This is a genomic window from Yoonia sp., from assembly GCF_017854565.1.
Classification (GTDB): Bacteria; Pseudomonadota; Alphaproteobacteria; order Rhodobacterales; family Rhodobacteraceae; genus Yoonia.
On the sequence record NZ_JAFMHJ010000040.1, the window covers coordinates 1 to 15,016 of the forward strand.

General features: G+C 58.4%; 13 protein-coding genes and 1 pseudogene. 3 read left to right on the plus strand and 11 right to left on the minus strand.

Translation table 11 applies throughout. The annotated features are described in order from the left end of the window. The 5 genes and pseudogenes from QZ196_RS13905 to QZ196_RS13925 all read right to left on the minus strand — a co-directional run. Positions 1–287, minus strand: a pseudogene (locus tag QZ196_RS13905) (hypothetical protein); the annotation flags it as partial. Positions 288–358: 71 nt separating this feature from the next. Beyond that, entirely contained in the window at positions 359–1,660 is a 1,302-nt protein-coding gene (locus tag QZ196_RS13910) for an HlyC/CorC family transporter (protein ID WP_296427422.1), read from the minus strand. A 51-nt stretch (positions 1,661–1,711) separates the two neighbouring features. Then, on the minus strand, positions 1,712–2,632 hold the full coding sequence (locus QZ196_RS13915; protein WP_296427477.1) for a tyrosine recombinase: 921 nt from the start codon (positions 2,630–2,632) through the stop codon (positions 1,712–1,714). A gap of 17 nt (positions 2,633–2,649) precedes the next feature. Then, positions 2,650–4,155 carry a hypothetical protein gene (locus QZ196_RS13920; RefSeq protein WP_296427424.1) on the minus strand — a complete coding sequence of 502 codons (1,506 nt, stop codon included), beginning with the start codon at positions 4,153–4,155 and terminating at the stop codon, positions 2,650–2,652. Between the two features lie 16 nt (positions 4,156–4,171). Beyond that, positions 4,172–4,324: a hypothetical protein gene (locus tag QZ196_RS13925; RefSeq protein ID WP_296427425.1), complete on the minus strand. Its 153-nt coding sequence runs from the start codon at positions 4,322–4,324 to the stop codon at positions 4,172–4,174. Positions 4,325–4,475: 151 nt separating this feature from the next. Here QZ196_RS13925 and QZ196_RS13930 point away from each other — a divergent pair, with 151 nt between their 5' ends. Continuing rightward, the gene (locus tag QZ196_RS13930) at positions 4,476–5,036 is read left to right on the plus strand and encodes a shikimate kinase (protein ID WP_296427430.1); all 561 of its coding nucleotides are present in this window, start codon (positions 4,476–4,478) and stop codon (positions 5,034–5,036) included. After that, positions 5,033–6,148: a 3-dehydroquinate synthase gene (gene aroB, locus QZ196_RS13935; RefSeq protein WP_296427432.1), complete on the plus strand. Its 1,116-nt coding sequence runs from the start codon at positions 5,033–5,035 to the stop codon at positions 6,146–6,148. The genes QZ196_RS13930 and aroB overlap by 4 nt, the downstream gene beginning before the upstream one ends. 45 nt (positions 6,149–6,193) lie before the next feature. Here aroB and ssb read toward each other — a convergent pair whose 3' ends face one another. Next, positions 6,194–6,718, minus strand: coding sequence for a single-stranded DNA-binding protein (gene ssb, locus QZ196_RS13940; protein WP_296427434.1), 525 nt, complete (start codon positions 6,716–6,718; stop codon positions 6,194–6,196). Between the two features lie 170 nt (positions 6,719–6,888). On the opposite strand from ssb, the gene QZ196_RS13945 reads away from it, so the two are divergent. Then, entirely contained in the window at positions 6,889–7,443 is a 555-nt protein-coding gene (locus QZ196_RS13945) for a lytic transglycosylase domain-containing protein (protein ID WP_296427479.1), read from the plus strand. A 5-nt stretch (positions 7,444–7,448) separates the two neighbouring features. On the opposite strand, the gene QZ196_RS13950 is transcribed toward QZ196_RS13945, so the two are convergent. The 5 genes from QZ196_RS13950 to QZ196_RS13970 form a co-directional block, all read right to left on the minus strand. Continuing rightward, the gene (locus QZ196_RS13950; protein WP_296427437.1) at positions 7,449–9,533 is read right to left on the minus strand and encodes an ABC transporter ATP-binding protein; all 2,085 of its coding nucleotides are present in this window, start codon (positions 9,531–9,533) and stop codon (positions 7,449–7,451) included. Positions 9,534–9,642: 109 nt separating this feature from the next. Beyond that, complete coding sequence (locus QZ196_RS13955; RefSeq protein ID WP_296427440.1) at positions 9,643–11,088, minus strand: ABC transporter permease; 1,446 nt, start codon at positions 11,086–11,088, stop codon at positions 9,643–9,645. A 12-nt stretch (positions 11,089–11,100) separates the two neighbouring features. After that, entirely contained in the window at positions 11,101–12,147 is a 1,047-nt protein-coding gene (locus QZ196_RS13960) for an ABC transporter permease (protein ID WP_296427441.1), read from the minus strand. Between the two features lie 122 nt (positions 12,148–12,269). Then, complete coding sequence (locus QZ196_RS13965) at positions 12,270–13,931, minus strand: ABC transporter substrate-binding protein (RefSeq protein ID WP_296427442.1); 1,662 nt, start codon at positions 13,929–13,931, stop codon at positions 12,270–12,272. A 218-nt stretch (positions 13,932–14,149) separates the two neighbouring features. Then, positions 14,150–14,971, minus strand: a complete 822-nt coding sequence (locus tag QZ196_RS13970; protein WP_296427444.1) for an AraC family transcriptional regulator — start codon at positions 14,969–14,971, stop codon at positions 14,150–14,152. Positions 14,972–15,016 lie beyond the last annotated feature (45 nt).

The following is a 15,016-nucleotide window of genomic DNA, read 5'->3' on the forward strand; positions in this document are numbered from 1 at the left end:
ACCGAAAACCGCGCCGCCTGATGATGCGCGTCACCCAAATTCAAGCATAGCTCTGCTTGAACTGCAAGCGGGTTCCCGGCGACGATCATCCATTCGTCAGCAACAACCGGCGCACCGGATTTCTTTGACGCAATGGCAGCTTGCGCCGCCTCTGACATGTCAGCAAAGGACGTGTCCGTTTGCGTATCGGTCTCTGGGGCGACGGCATCGGCGGCCTGTTGTGACAAGGCCGGGGTGACGATAAACAGGGTCAACAAACACGATGAGAGCAAATGGCGATACGTCATGAAGGTCCTCATTCTTCATGTGAATGAGCAAGCATTGCCGCACGATGCCTTAAAAGCAAGCCTGCGGTGGCCTAAAGCTGCCTAATCTTCAGAATGGCAATTCGGTTTTCTTCTTTGGCGACAACCTCGAACCGGAAGCCGTGGAACGAAAATACCTGACCTTCGACCGGGATCATTTGCGCCTCGTGGATGACAAGGCCCGCGACGGTGTTCGCCTCGTCATCGGGCAGGTTCCAGTCGTGCGAGCGGTTGAGGTCGCGGATCGTCATACCGCCATCAACGACATAGGCGCCGTCACTGGTGGCTGAAATCTGATCGGCGATGTCTTCGTCAAATTCATCCGCGATTTCCCCAACGATTTCTTCAAGAATGTCTTCGAGGGTGATCAGCCCCTGCAAGCCACCGTATTCATCAACCACCAGCGCGAAGTGCGTCTTGCGTTTCAGGAAATTGCGCATCTGTTCGTCAAGTGTGGTCGTTTCAGGGACGAAATACGGTGGCATTGCCACCTTCATCACATCAAAAGCAGCGAGACCTTCGGCGTTCACTTTGCCGCCGCCAAGCAGTTTGTGCATGGCCCGCAGCAAATCCTTGGCATGGATCACACCGACAATATTTTCTTGATCATTGCGGTACAAAGGCAGGCGCGTGTGCTGGCTTTTGAGAATTTGCGAAAGAATATCCTGGGGGGGCAGATCGGCATCGACCATTTCGATGCTTGATCTGTGCAGCATGACTTCTTCCACCGCACGTTCGTTAAGATCAAGCGCGCCGAGAATACGGTCGCGGTCCTCTTTTTCGACGATCCCTTCCGAATGGCCCAGCTGCAGTGCGCCGGCGATTTCTTCGCGCACCGCGAGGATGTGACTGTCAATGTCGGTGCGGACACCGAAGATCAGAAGCACGCCGCGCACCAGATACCGGACGGCCGTAACGATGGGCGAAAAAACAAGGATAATCAGGCCGATGGGTGCGGCAACCCGCGCGGCCACCGTTTCAGGATAGGTAATGGCAAATGTCTTTGGCAGCACTTCGGCAAAGACGAGGACGAGCAGGGTCATGATCAGGGTTGCGGCCGCCACGCCATTTTGGCCGAACACCTTGGTCAGAACTGCCGTGGCCAGCGACGTGGCAAGGATGTTCACGACGTTGTTGCCAAGCAAGACAGAACCGATCAGCCGTTCGTTATCCTCGGTGATTTTCAGTGCCTTTTGGGCGCCCTTTGATCCTTTGTCAGCGGCCGAGCGTAATTTGCCGCGCGACGCAGCGGTCAACGCGGTTTCCGATCCGGAAAAGAAGCCGGACAAGACCAGAAGCACAAGAATTGCGGCTGCTGTAATCCAAAAGGTGGCGTCGGTGGTGGCGGTTTCCATCAGAGGCTTTCAAAAAATTCTGGTGTAATATGAACTGTGTATGTCACGTAATCAAGGCTTGGCGGTTTTGGACATCGGGTGGTGGTCCATCACAAGTTGCGTCAAACGGTCATCCAGCACATGTGTGTAAATTTCTGTGGTGGCAACATCTGCGTGGCCCAGCATCGTCTGAATTGACCGCAGATCGGCACCGCCGGCCAGAAGATGGGTTGCGAAGGCGTGCCGCAGGGTGTGCGGCGTGACCTTTGCCGGTGATACGCCACCTGCGACCGCGAATTCCTTGATCAGGCCAAAGAAACGGTGCCGTGTCAGGTGGCCTGCCTTGCCGTGCGATGGGAACAGGAATTTTGACGGCAGTTTGCCATTCTCGCGGTCCGCGTCTTGTGCGTAATCGCGTGCCGTCAGATAGTCGGCAAGCGCTGTGCGCGCGGGGGGCGAAAGCGGGACAAGCCGTTCTTTGCCACCTTTGCCCCGCACCAGCAGCATGCGCGGATTGCCACGGGCGGCGGACACCGGCAGGCTGACCAATTCGGTCACGCGCATACCCGTGGCATAAAGCAACTCCATCAGGCAACTGTTACGAAGCGCCTCGCGCGAGGTGCGTCTGGCGGCGTCAAGCAGGCGGTCAACTTCTGCGATATCAAGGGTCTTGGGCAGACGTTGGGCACGACCGGGCCCTTTGATCTGGATCGCGGGATTTTCGGCGCGCCAGCCTTCCTCGAATGCGAAACGGAACAGTTGCTTGATCGCTGAAAGGCGCCGGGCACGGGTGGCTTTGGCCAGCCGCTGCGCCTCGCAATGGATCAGATAGTTTTCGACGTCATCGCGCGTGGCGTCCGCGTAGTGGCGTGATGCACGCGTCAGAAACTCTGCAAAATCACCCAAATCACGAGCATAGGCCAATTGGGTGTTGGTGGCCGCGTCCAATTCCGCGGCTTGTGCTTCAAGAAACACTTGCACCCAGCGGGCCATGGGTTGGGTCGCTTGGGTCACGCGGGCCGGTCCAGAATCATCAATTGCAGGGCGGCCCGTCGGGCAACATCCTCTAACCCGACGATGCGCAGCAGGGCCAGTGCATCGGTCAAGGCGCGGAGGTCGCCTGCATAACCCTGATTGAACAGGGCAACCGTGCGCAGCAGGGCTTCGCCAAGTTTGCCGTCGTTGATCAGCGATTGCAGGACGGGCGGTGGCGTTGCCCCGTTGAAAGCGGACTGGATCGCCAATGCCGTGGGCGTTGTGACCCGCACTTCTTGCGGGGTTCCGCGTGCGATTGCGATCAGAAACGGGTCGTAGCCGCGATCTGCCGTTTGAATGGCGATGATTTCATAGTCGGGGGATAGCAGGCCGATTTCAAACGCGATAAGCGCGGCGGTATCGGTCAAAGGCAGGTCATGCAGGGCAGCGCCGTAGAGTTTCGCAAACTGGACTTCGGTACGCGCCTCTTTCATCGCTGACCATGCGGCGGGCAGGCTGGCGGACATTGCGCCGGGGTCGCGTGCTGTCATGGCCACGTCAAAGCGTTGTATCGCGGCGGCGCGGTCCCAGATGCCGCCGGACGCGGCAGGTATGCGCGCAGTATAGTTCTTTTGCAGCACATTTTCTGACAGCGCACCATGGCGCGCCAGCCGTTCTGCGGCCTCAAGCTGTGCCTTCCATGCGGTCGTCGAGCGCAGATCGGCATGGGCAAATGCCAGCGGCAGGTTTGCGGTGATCAGGCCTTCGCCAATCGCTTCGTGCATCCGAAACATCAGCGGGCTGACGCGTTGGGGCGGGGTGAGCGGTGGGGCACCTTCGAAAAGCTCGGGGTCCAGAAAGCGGGCCATCAGCGATTCTTCTTGTGGGGTAATGTCGCCAAGCACCCGGTGGGTGTTCAGCGTCAGCGCAGCGGCAGTCCAGTCGCCGCTACGGGCCAGACAGAAAATGCGTGCGATATACGTCGGCGCAACGGACGGATTATTGCGCATGACCTGACACGCGCTATCTTCGGTTCCGGTCAGCAAGGCGACATCGAACCAGCGACGAAACAGCGCTGGAGTATCAGGTTTGCCTTGTTCTATAAGGGCTTTGGCCGGTTCCAGCGCGCCAAGGTCCAGCAGCTTGTCGATCCGCGCCAGAAACAGCGCGTCATCAGACCCCGCACCCAGCGGCGCGTCTGCTTCGGCCAGCATCAACACTTTGAGGAATTCCTGAATGGCGGGCAGGGCTTCAACCTGCTCTGCACGGACCAGATCAACCAATGTGGTCTCGTTGCTGGCTGACCAGATGGTGCGTGGCAATCCGGTGACATTGGACGGCAAAAGGCCCACGGTGTCCCTTGACGGGCGATCCAATGGCGTGACCGTCACCTGCGGTGCAACAGCATTTTCAGACGTAGCAGGTTCAGTCCGCAGGGCAGGTTCGACACTGCGCGAAAGCCATTCGATCGCCGACAAAGGCTCGTTCAGTGACTGCTGCGCAGTAGCGCCGGTTGCCAGAACGCAGACCAGCGCAGCCAATGGCCAATGCTGCAGCTCAGTTCGTTTCCAGCGTGACAGGGCGTGTTACCTCTTTGGTCGGGGCGGCAAAGTCGGATGGAAAAAAGATTGGTCCGACGTAGGCATATGCCACCAAGGCTGTGCCAGCCAATAACGTCAAAAACAACAGTGCTTTGATCAGCCGCCACATTGCTTGCCCCAGTCCTCAATTTCTGCCTCAATATGTGGTCTAACTGCCACGTTTTGAAGTCTTTATATATGGCCTTTCGTGCAAGATCACGGCATTCATTCACTTAATTTATGATTAGGCGATGTGCAGCCGATAAATAGGAGGGACCGGGATGAACGAAACGGCGACCTATCACTTGCGCCGCACCGTCGTGCTTGTTGGTATGATGGGGTCCGGCAAGACGGCAATCGGGCGCGCGCTTGCCATGCAGTTGGATGTCCCGTTTGTGGATAGTGATGCAGCCATCGAAGAAGCTTCAACCCAGACGATATCCGAGATTTTTGCCCGCGATGGCGAAGCGTTTTTCCGCGAACGTGAAGCCGAGGTGCTGTGCCGTCTGTTGTCGGGGCCCCCTAAAATAGTCTCGACCGGTGGCGGCGCATTTCTGGCGGCCCGAAATCGCGACGCTATTGCCGATAAGGGTGTGGCTGTGTGGCTGAATGCCGACATTGCGACGTTGTGGGACCGGGTTCGGCACAAGGATACACGGCCATTGCTGCGCACCGCAGATCCCAAGGCGACGCTTGCCGCCATCTTTCATGCGCGAACGCCGGTCTATGCACAGGCCGGGTTGAGCGTGACGGTGAGCGGGAGTGCAAGCATTGAAGAAACGACCCAAGCGGTCATCGACGCGCTGACATTGCGCGCGGATATTCTGGAGACATCTGAATGAGTGCTGCAACAGTCCATGTAGACCTACCCGGGCGGGATTATGATATCCATATCGGACCGGGTGTTCTGGATCAGGTGGGTGGGTATGTGGCTGCGATGGGTGGGCGCAGGCATGTCTGTATCTTGACTGATGAGACGGTGGCGGGTCTGCATCTGAACCAGTTGCAGACCGCGCTGACCGCTGCGGGTCTGACGTCGGAGGCGCTGGCATTGCCGCCGGGCGAAGCCACGAAATGCTGGGCGCAGTTGCAACGCGCCGTGGAGTGGTTGCTGGAGCAGAAGGTCGAACGCGGCGATGTCGTCGTCGCCTTTGGTGGCGGTGTGATCGGTGATCTTGCGGGGTTTGCGGCCGCTATTCTGCGCCGTGGCGTGCGGTTTGTGCAACTGCCCACGACATTGTTGGCGCAGGTGGACAGTTCAGTCGGAGGCAAGACCGGCATCAATTCGCCCCATGGCAAGAACCTGATCGGCGCATTCCATCAGCCGAGCCTTGTTTTGGCCGATACCGATCTGCTGGGTACATTGGCGCGGCGGGATTTGCTTGCGGGCTATGGTGAAGTCGTGAAATATGGGCTGCTGGGGGACGCTGCGTTTTTCGATTGGCTCGAGGCACACGGCCCCGCGATGGCTGCGGGTGACATGGCGGCGCGGGTGCGTATCGTGACAAGATCCTGCGAGATGAAAGCCGACATCGTTCAACGCGACGAGACCGAGCAGGGCGATCGTGCTTTGCTAAACCTTGGGCACACGTTTTGCCATGCTCTTGAGGCGGCGACGGGGTATTCGGACCGGCTGCTGCATGGCGAAGGTGTCGCCATTGGCTGTGCGCTGGCGTTTGAGTTGTCGGCCCGTCTGGGTCTGTGCAGTCAGGAGGACCCAAGCCGCGTCCGTGCGCATCTGCGCGACATGGGGATGAAGGTGGATATCGCCGATATTCCGGGTGATTTGCCTGATGCAGCCCGGCTTCTGGATCTGATGGGGCAGGACAAAAAGGTGTTGGATGGCAAGCTGCGGTTCATTCTTGCGCGCGGGATAGGGGATGCGTTCCTGACGTCCGATGTGCCAGGTGACACGGTACTGGGCGTTCTGCGCGATGCGCTGGCCATGACATAAAAAGGCCCGCCGGTGCGGGCGGGCCTTTTTCAGATGATATCCGTTTTAGAACGGAATTTCGTCGTCCATATCGTTGCTGCCACCGCCGCTGCCACCGCCGGACTGGGCACCGCCGCCATAGCCGCCATCATTGCCGCCGTCCGAGTATCCACTACCACCGTCGGAGTAACCGCCGCTATCGCCGCCATAGTTGCCGCCGCCACTGCCGCCACCTTCACTACGACCGTCAAGCATGGTCAGAGTCGATGTGTAAGGGCGCAAGACGACCTCTGTAGAATAGCGATCCTGACCGGATTGATCTTGCCATTTGCGGGTTTCAAGCTGCCCCTCGATATAGACTTTTGAGCCTTTCTTGAGGTACTGCTCGGCCACTTTGGCAAGCGGTTCTGAGAAAATAGCAACCGAATGCCATTCGGTCCGTTCCTTACGCTCGCCGGTATTGCGGTCTTTCCAGGTTTCGGATGTGGCAATGCGCAGGTTGCACACCTTGCCGCCGTTTTGAAATGTACGGACCTCGGGATCGCGCCCGAGGTTACCAATGAGAATGACTTTATTTACGGATCCGGCCATGACGCCCCTTCGAATCTTAATTTACATTTGCGCTAACCTACATGGTTGTCTGAACAAGGTTAACAGGTGATTACACTTTGGGGGCTGCAACAAAGGGTAAAAACGGGTACATTAGCTAAATTGGTAAAACGGGTGAGCGCGTGATGAATTGGTATTGCAGGCTTGGTTTGATGGGGTGTGTGGCAAGCCTTGCTGTTGCCGTTCAAGCTGAACAAGTATCAACTATGTCACGTAACACATTGTTTCAAAATCAAATATCAATCCTGGATGGGCGTGCGGCGGTGCAGTATTCCAACTCTGTCCGGCTTGAGCCGCCACGGGCAAGCGTGCCGGGCGGTGTGCTGGCGTATAGCGGCAGCTACAGTGGCCCTTATCTTGGTGTGGCGCGTGCCGCTGCGCGGCGGCATGGGGTGCCTGAGGATTTATTTTTGCGGCTGGTCCAGCAGGAGAGCGGTTGGAACCCACAGGCCCGATCACCAAAGGGCGCTTTGGGGCTTGCACAACTGATGCCGCACACCGCCCGCGCACTGGGTGTTGATCCGCGCGATGCCGCACAGAACCTTGAAGGCGGCGCGCGGTATTTACGCGCGCAATTCCAAAGCTTTGGCAATTGGCCACTGGCGCTTGCCGCGTATAATGCGGGCCCCGGCGCTGTGGAACGCTTTGGTGGCGTGCCCCCTTTTGCCGAAACCCAAAACTATGTCCGCGTGATCTGGGGGCCGTGAGGCCGTTATTCCGCTGCGATTTGAATGACCGGTTCCATGTCTTCAAGGTCGGCGTCGCTGAGATGGCATTTGATCTGATGCCCCTCGGCCACCATTCGGACGGCTGGCACCTCTTTTTCGCACAACCCATTGGGCACCTTGGATTTCCACCCGCAGCGGGTCTGAAATGGGCAACCGCTGGGTGGGTTCATGGCCGATGGAATGTCGCCTTCGAGGACGATATGCTTTTTCTTGACTTTGGTATCTGCAATCGGGACAGCGGACAGCAACGCCTCGGTGTAGGGGTGGTAGGGGGGCGAGAACACCTGATCGGTGGTACCCAATTCGACCACATGCCCCAGATACATCACCATAACGCGGTCGGACAGGTAGCGGACGATGGACAAGTCGTGGCTGATAAATAGTAAGGTTGTCTTATGTTCGCGTTGAATTTCCATTAACAGATCGGTCACGGCCGCCTGAACCGAGACGTCAAGTGCTGAAACCGGCTCGTCTGCGACCACGATGCGTGCATCGCCGGCAAAGGCGCGGGCGATGCCAACCCTTTGTTTTTGCCCACCTGAAAGCTGTCGAGGCATCCGGTCGGCGAAGGCGCGCGGCAGCTTGACGAGGTCCAGCAAGTCAAGCATCCGCGCGCGCCGATCCTTGTCATTATTGCCGATGCCAAAGATTTCCAAAGCGCGCATGATCTGCCGCCCGACAGTCATGGACGGATTGAGCGTGTCAAAGGGGTTTTGGAATACCATCTGAATGTCGGCGATCGTTTTGGTGCTGCGCTTTTCAATGGGTATGTTGCCAATGGGTTGATTATCCAAGAGTATTTCACCCTCGGTTGCGGTTTCCAGCCCCATCAACACTTTGGCGAAGGTCGACTTGCCACAGCCGGATTCGCCGACAATCGCAAGGGTTTCGCTTTCCCGGGCTTCGAATGACAGGGTTTCGTTGGCCTTGACCACCTTTTTGTCGCCGCCGCCGAAAAGCGCATTTGCCGCGACTTCGTAATATTTCTTGAGGTTGTCCATCTTTAAAACGACTGGGCCAATCTCGCCTTTTTGTTTCTTTTCAGCGACTTCGGGGGGGGCTGCCCAATCAATTTCAGCATGTTTGAGACAGCGCGTCTGGTGGCGGTCATCGCCGCGGACCTGCGTCATCGGAATGAACCCGGCGTTGCAGCGCCCGGCCTCGAAATAGTCACAACGCGGGCCAAAGTTGCAGCCGGTGGGGCGTTCGTGGGGCAGGGGGAAATTGCCGGGAATGGCGATGAGGGGGCGTGCGTTCTTGTCGGTACCGGGCAGTGGAATGGAGCGGAACAAAGCTTGGGTGTAGGGGTGCTGCATCTCATCGAAGACGTCTTCGATCGAGCCGCGCTCGACCGCCTCGCCGGAATACATCACGCAAATACGGTCACAAGTTTCGAGCACTAACCCCAAGTTATGGCTGATAAAAAGCATGGACGTGCCGTATTTTTTGCCAAGGTCCTTCACCAGTTCGACGACCGCCGCTTCGACCGTCACGTCAAGTGCTGTGGTCGGTTCATCAAGGATCAGAAGCGACGGTTTGGACATCAGTGCCATGGCGATCACGATGCGCTGTTGCTGGCCGCCAGAGAGCTGGTGGGGGTAGCTGTTGAGCATGCGTTTCGGGTCGGGGAGTTTGACGTCCGTGACCACTTCCAATGCGCGCATGTAGGCGGCTTTTTGGCTGATCCCCTCGTGGATCATCGGCACTTCCATCAGCTGTTTGCCGATCTTCATCGCGGGGTTCAAAGAGGCCATAGGTTCTTGATATATCATGGCAATTTGGTTGCCGCGCAGGTCACGCAGTCGTTCGAGCGACATCGTGTTCATCTCTTCGCCCTTGAACTTGATCGACCCGCCAACGATGCGGCCATTCACGCCCAGATCCTGCATGACGCCCAAGGCCACCGTGGACTTGCCGCAACCGGATTCCCCAACCAAACCAAGGGCTTCGCCGGGCATGATCGTGGCTGAAAAGTCCATCACGGCGGGGATTTCGCGCAGTCGGGTAAAGAAGGAAATGGACAGTTTGTCGATCTCGAGGATCGGTGCGTCGTTCTGGGGCGTGGCCATTAACTTATCCCTCCGATGGGCGGAAATTGGACGTATGGAATGCGTACGGACGGCGTACAGACACCGTAGGTACAGGCTGTCTTGACGGGGCTATGCCGCATTGCGCAGCTCAATCTTTCAGGCTTTCTTCGCGCAGGCCATCGGCCAGCAGGTTGAGACCCAGCACAAGACTGAGAAGGGCGATCGCGGGCGGCAACGCGGGGTGCGCATAGATCAGCAAAAGCTTGCGGCCTTCGTTGATGGTCGAGCCCCAGTCGGGGCTTTCGCTGGACAGGCCCAGACCGAAGAAACCCAAAGTACCCAGCAGGATCGTTGTATAGCCGATCCGCAGACAGAAATCGACGATCAGCGGCCCGCGCGCGTTGGGCAGAATTTCCCACAGCATGATGTACCACGCCCCTTCGCCGCGGGTTTGTGCCGCTGCGACATAATCGCGCGTGCGCAGGTCAAGCGTGAGACCGCGCACGATACGGAACACTGTGGGCGCATTCACAAATACGACGGACACAAAGACCACAAGGATGGAAATATCGAACAGGTCTAACCAAGTGGGCAGGAAGTCGATGACGGTGCCTTGCTGGTTGATGATCGACAGATAAAGCCAGCCAAGGATGCCAAGGACCGGGACGAGGATAAGGTTCCGCTTGGCTGGCTGTGTGTAATAGCGCGAGTTGAGCAGAACGCCGAAAAAGATCATCGGGAAGGCGAAAAGGAACGCGGCCATATAGGACGGGATGCCGGTTTCCACGATCTCGGGTGTGACGAGCAGGTAGAACAGCAATATCACCGGGAAGGCGAGGATCAGGTTGGCAAGGAACGACAATATCGTGTCGAGCCTGCCGCTGTAGTAGCCCGCAGGCAGGCCCAGCGTGATACCTACCATGAAGGCAAAGACCGTCGCCAGTGGCGCGATGGCAATCACGAAGGTCGAGCCTGCGACGACGCGGCTGAAGATATCGCGCGCAAGGTTGTCGCCGCCCAGCAGGTAGTGGGGGATGGCGCCCGCTATGCCTTCGGGGACCGGCACGCCGGGGATCTTGTTTTTCAGGCCCGAGACCTGGGACAGGTAATCATGGGTCGCGATCATGTCGAAGAGGCCGACAAAGACTGCGGTGAAGACCCAGAACATCACAAGGCCAAAGCCGATCATGCCGACGGTGCTGTCGAAGAGTTTGCCGTAAAGACCGAGGTGGCGTTTGAACCTGATTGAGGCGCCAAAGGTGACAACCAGCGCAATCCACACAGGCAGGAAGCGTTGTGACATTTCGCCGATGATCCCGACAGTGCCGTAGGGGGTGACCAGTGGGATGATCAAATAGGCCAGAGCCAGCACCAGAACGGCCAGAAAGAGGTATTTGTTTGCAGTTTCCGTCGTCCCGAGCAATCCACCGCGCGCCGCGAGTGTGCCATCGGCATTGGATTGCAGCGTCAGTGCCGGGGCGAAAAACCCCAGCACCAGTTGCGCGACCAATGTGACCGCAAAAAGTGCGGCTGCCATCCCGAGAACGGGGTTGAGAAATACGCCAACTGCGCCGGTCCATGTGAGGGTTTCCATGTCCGCTCTTCCTTATGAAATTCTGATGCGTGGGTTGAGGAAGACATAGCCAATGTCCGATATCAGTTGGGTGATCAGCACAACGAAGACCGACACCACCGAGACCCCGAGAAGCAGTTCGATGTCGTTGTTACCCGCCGCCTGGACAAGGACCCAGCCGAAGCCTTTGTAGTTGAACAGGGTTTCGACGATCACGACACCGTTCAGCAGCCATGGAAATTGCAGCATGATCACGGTGAAGGGGGCAATCAGGGCGTTGCGCAGGGCGTGTCGCAGCACGATGGTGGGAAAGCTGACCCCCTTGAGACGGGCGGTGCGTATGTATTGTGCGGTCATGACTTCGGTCATTGATGCGCGCGTCATCCGGGCAATATAGCCCATTCCGTACAGCGCGATGGTCATTACCGGCAGCAGGAAGTTTTCAAACGTCGCGTTTTCCATCGCAGAGGTTGCGGTGCCTTTGAACCAGTTCATCCCAAAGGTGGCGGTCGCAAAAACCGAGATGAACACAACGCCCGAGACGTATTCCGGCGTTGCCGTGCTGATGATGGACACGGTCGAAAGGGCGCGGTCGGTGCGTGATCCTTCGCGCATGCCAGCCAGCACGCCAAGGATCAGTGCGCCCGGCACCATGACCAGCATGACGCAGAGCATCAGTTTGCCGGTAAGCCCGAGCCGGGTGGCGACGATGCTGCCGACCTCGTCTTTGAAGACGGTCGAGTTGCCCCAGTCACCTTGCAGGATACCGCAAAAGGTCGCGGCGTCCGCGACGCTTTCGCCGGGGCCTGCACAGCGGGCGCGCAGGCCGCCGTCGGAGCCTTCGATCACATAGCCGGGCAGCACGCCAAGCCATTGACCGTATTTGACGGGCAGCGGTTGGGCATAGCCGCGGTTGGCCAGATAGCTGGTCACCGCTTCGTCCGACATACGCGCGTTGCCTTGCGTCTTGGCCAGCTTTTCAAGGTTTGGAGCAAGGTTGGTGAGCCAGAAAACGATAAACGTCAGGCAGAGTGCCGTGAGGATCATCACCCCAAGACGGCGCAGAATAAACAGTCCCATAAAGGCCCCTGTCGGTCAGGTGTGTCGGGTCGTTGCCAGACTTCATGTTATAGGACGGTCCCTGTTTGCCAGTGATCCGTACATCGTGAAACGGGCCGCCCCATGGGGACGGCCCGAAGGGTTTAGGCAGCGAAGGCCATTTTATAGATCTGCGGCAGATAGGCGATGTTCATTTCCCAGCCGACCATACCCGGCTTGGCATGGCGATACAGCGACCGCCAGTATGGCTGGATCGTCACGCCTTCGTCGCGCATGATCGCTTGCAGCTTGGCCATGACTTCACGGCGCTTGTCGGCGTCTGCGATCGCGTTGGCTTCGGCAAGCAGTGCGTCGAACTCGGCATTGGCAAAGCCGCTTTCGTTCCAGGCTTCGCCTGAGCGATAAGCGAGTGCCAGAATCTGCGTGCCAAGCGGACGGTGGTTCCAGTTGGTCGAGCTGAACGGGTATTTTGTCCAGTCGTTCCTGAAGGTGGAACCGGGGATGATGGTCCGCTTGATGTTGAACCCGGCGTCGCGCAGCTGGGCTGCGACGGCATCGGTTGTGTTCTTGCGCCAGTCGTCGTCGATGGACACGATTTCCATCTCGAAGTCCTGCATCCCGGCTTCGGTCAGAAGGGCAAGCGCGCCTTCGGGGTCGTGCGCGATGCCGGGGATATCGGCCCATTCGGGGTGCATCGGCCCCACGTGGAAGTTGTGCGCGGTGATCCCACGGTTGGCGTAGCCCAGTTCGAGACAGATGTTGTTGTCAACGGCCATCGAGATGGCGCGGCGCACGCGGACGTCGGCGTATGGCTTGATGCCGTCCACTTCGGCCTGCTGGTTGGGGCGGATCGTGATCGTCGCGCCGGAGGCCACTTCGGAGCGTTCCCAGCCAAGACCTTCCATGATGTCAACGAAGTCGCCGACTGTTTCGTACAGCATGTCAACTTCTTCGGCGGCGGCGGCGGCAACCCACGCGGAAGGGTCGGTGCCGTAGTCGATGAATTCGACACGATCAAGATAGGCGCCTTTGCCTGCGTCATAGCCCCACCAGCCGAAGCCTTCGTTGCGGACCAGAACGGCTTTGACGCCGACTTCCATCAGTTCGGGCAGGTATGGCCCGGTGCCGACAGGGTTGCCGACCATGTTTTCGGGATCGAAATCAGCCGGGGTGATGGCTGCGGGATAATCGGACATGCCCGCGATAAGCGAGATATCGGAGGCTGGCAGGTTCAGCTGCACGGTGTGGCTGTCCACGACTTCGACGCCGCCTTCGATGACTTTGCCGGTGACCTCGTCGATCAGGGTCGCAAAGCGGCCCGCCATTGAGTTGCCTTCGACGGTTTTGTCACACCAACCGATGATATTGCGCGCCACATCTTCGGCGGTGAAGTCATCGCCGTTGTTCCATTTCACGCCCTGACGGACGTTCAGCGTATAAACCGTTGCGTCATCATTCACATCCCAGCTTTCCAGCAGCATCGGCGCGAACGAGCCGTCGTTGTTGTATTCAACAAGGTATTCCAGCCAGCCATTCGAAAAGTAAGCAATCTGTGTCCAGTCGTAGGTACGGGGATCCTTGAGCGCGCGGACCTCCATCTGCATGCGCAGCGTACCGCCTTGCCGGGCGTGGGCTGCGGCATTTGCCGGTGTGGCCAGACCCAAAAGCCCGTAGGCTGCCGTTGCCGTCAGTCCCAGTGCCGTTGTGCGCGTCAGAAATTCACGGCGGCTGAGTTGGCCTGCCATTTCTTCTTGTGCGTACATCAAGGCGGCTGGGTGCATCGGCGGGGTGTTGGATTGCGTCATTCTTTTCTCCCTGAGAGGTCTTATTGTATCGCAAATAAGAGCGACAGCTTGCACTGCGCCCAAATTTCCGTCGGTGCCCATTCGGCACAACTTAAGCCATGAGGTCAACCAGCGCTTTGGCGAAACCTACGACATTTGCGACATATCACACGTTTGAAAACGACATTATCGCGCTGTGGGGCGTGCCGGTCTTGGTGCTGCGATGCAGCGTCGTATGATCATGCGCGCCGCACGGCACCGCCACGCCCGCGCCGAAAATCGGTTGGCGTTTGCCCTGATTTTCTTTGAAAACTGCGGGTAAAATAGGCTGCTGACTGGAAACCCAGCGTCTTGGCGACCGTTTGAACCGGTGTTTGGGTGTCGCGCAACAGGGTGCATGCCTCAAAATGGATGCGGTCGTTGAGCAGCCCGAGCGCGGACCTGTCGCAGGTTTGTTTGCAGCACCGCGTCAGATGGGTTGGCGTCACCTTCAGGGCGGCGGCGTAGGTGGCGACGCTTTGATTGGTGCGAAAGCGATGGGCGATCATGTGGGTGTAGCGGGCGACCAGTTTTGCCGCCGCAGTGCCCCGGCGCGCATCATTGGTGTCCGGCTCGCGTTTGGCCAATTGCCGCTCGACGTAGATATTGAGCAGCCCCAGATGGCACAGCGCCGCGCGCACATCGCCCGATGGTTTGAGTTCGCGTTCGATTGCGTCCATCAGGCTTTGGAGTTCTTTCTGGCGATCGACGTCGCGCAGGCGCAAGTGGAATGGGGTGGTGGGCCAATCTGCGTTGTCCGGCAGTGCGAGGATTTGCCCAAACACGGTTTGGCCGACTTCCAGACCATACATGGTGTGCGGCGGGATGAAGATCAGGTTGTTGGGGCCATAGCCATTGGTCAGGCCCGCAACGGTGATCCGCCCCTGACCTTTGGTGATCTGGATCAGGCGGGGTGTGGCGTGGCTGCGCATCGCCTCGGTACGCCAGCGCGATGCCTGCCCGCCATGGGTGAGCGACGTCAACGCAAGCGCTGACGGCTGAATATCGGTCATCAGGGTCATCAACTTTGCCTCAATGTTGATTTTCCGCAAGTCTGCGGGGAAACC

Coding starts and splice junctions, on each gene's coding strand:
- aroB (WP_296427432.1), top strand. CDS start 5,033: ATGAGTGCTGCAACAGTCCATGTAGACCTACCCGGGCGGGATTATGAT.
- QZ196_RS13970 (WP_296427444.1), bottom strand. CDS start 14,971: ATGACCCTGATGACCGATATTCAGCCGTCAGCGCTTGCGTTGACGTCG.
- QZ196_RS13915 (WP_296427477.1), bottom strand. CDS start 2,632: ATGGCCCGCTGGGTGCAAGTGTTTCTTGAAGCACAAGCCGCGGAATTG.
- QZ196_RS13955 (WP_296427440.1), bottom strand. CDS start 11,088: ATGGAAACCCTCACATGGACCGGCGCAGTTGGCGTATTTCTCAACCCC.
- QZ196_RS13945 (WP_296427479.1), top strand. CDS start 6,889: ATGGGGTGTGTGGCAAGCCTTGCTGTTGCCGTTCAAGCTGAACAAGTA.
- QZ196_RS13910 (WP_296427422.1), bottom strand. CDS start 1,660: ATGGAAACCGCCACCACCGACGCCACCTTTTGGATTACAGCAGCCGCA.
- QZ196_RS13930 (WP_296427430.1), top strand. CDS start 4,476: ATGAACGAAACGGCGACCTATCACTTGCGCCGCACCGTCGTGCTTGTT.
- QZ196_RS13925 (WP_296427425.1), bottom strand. CDS start 4,324: ATGTGGCGGCTGATCAAAGCACTGTTGTTTTTGACGTTATTGGCTGGC.
- QZ196_RS13960 (WP_296427441.1), bottom strand. CDS start 12,147: ATGGGACTGTTTATTCTGCGCCGTCTTGGGGTGATGATCCTCACGGCA.
- QZ196_RS13965 (WP_296427442.1), bottom strand. CDS start 13,931: ATGACGCAATCCAACACCCCGCCGATGCACCCAGCCGCCTTGATGTAC.
- QZ196_RS13950 (WP_296427437.1), bottom strand. CDS start 9,533: ATGGCCACGCCCCAGAACGACGCACCGATCCTCGAGATCGACAAACTG.
- ssb (WP_296427434.1), bottom strand. CDS start 6,718: ATGGCCGGATCCGTAAATAAAGTCATTCTCATTGGTAACCTCGGGCGC.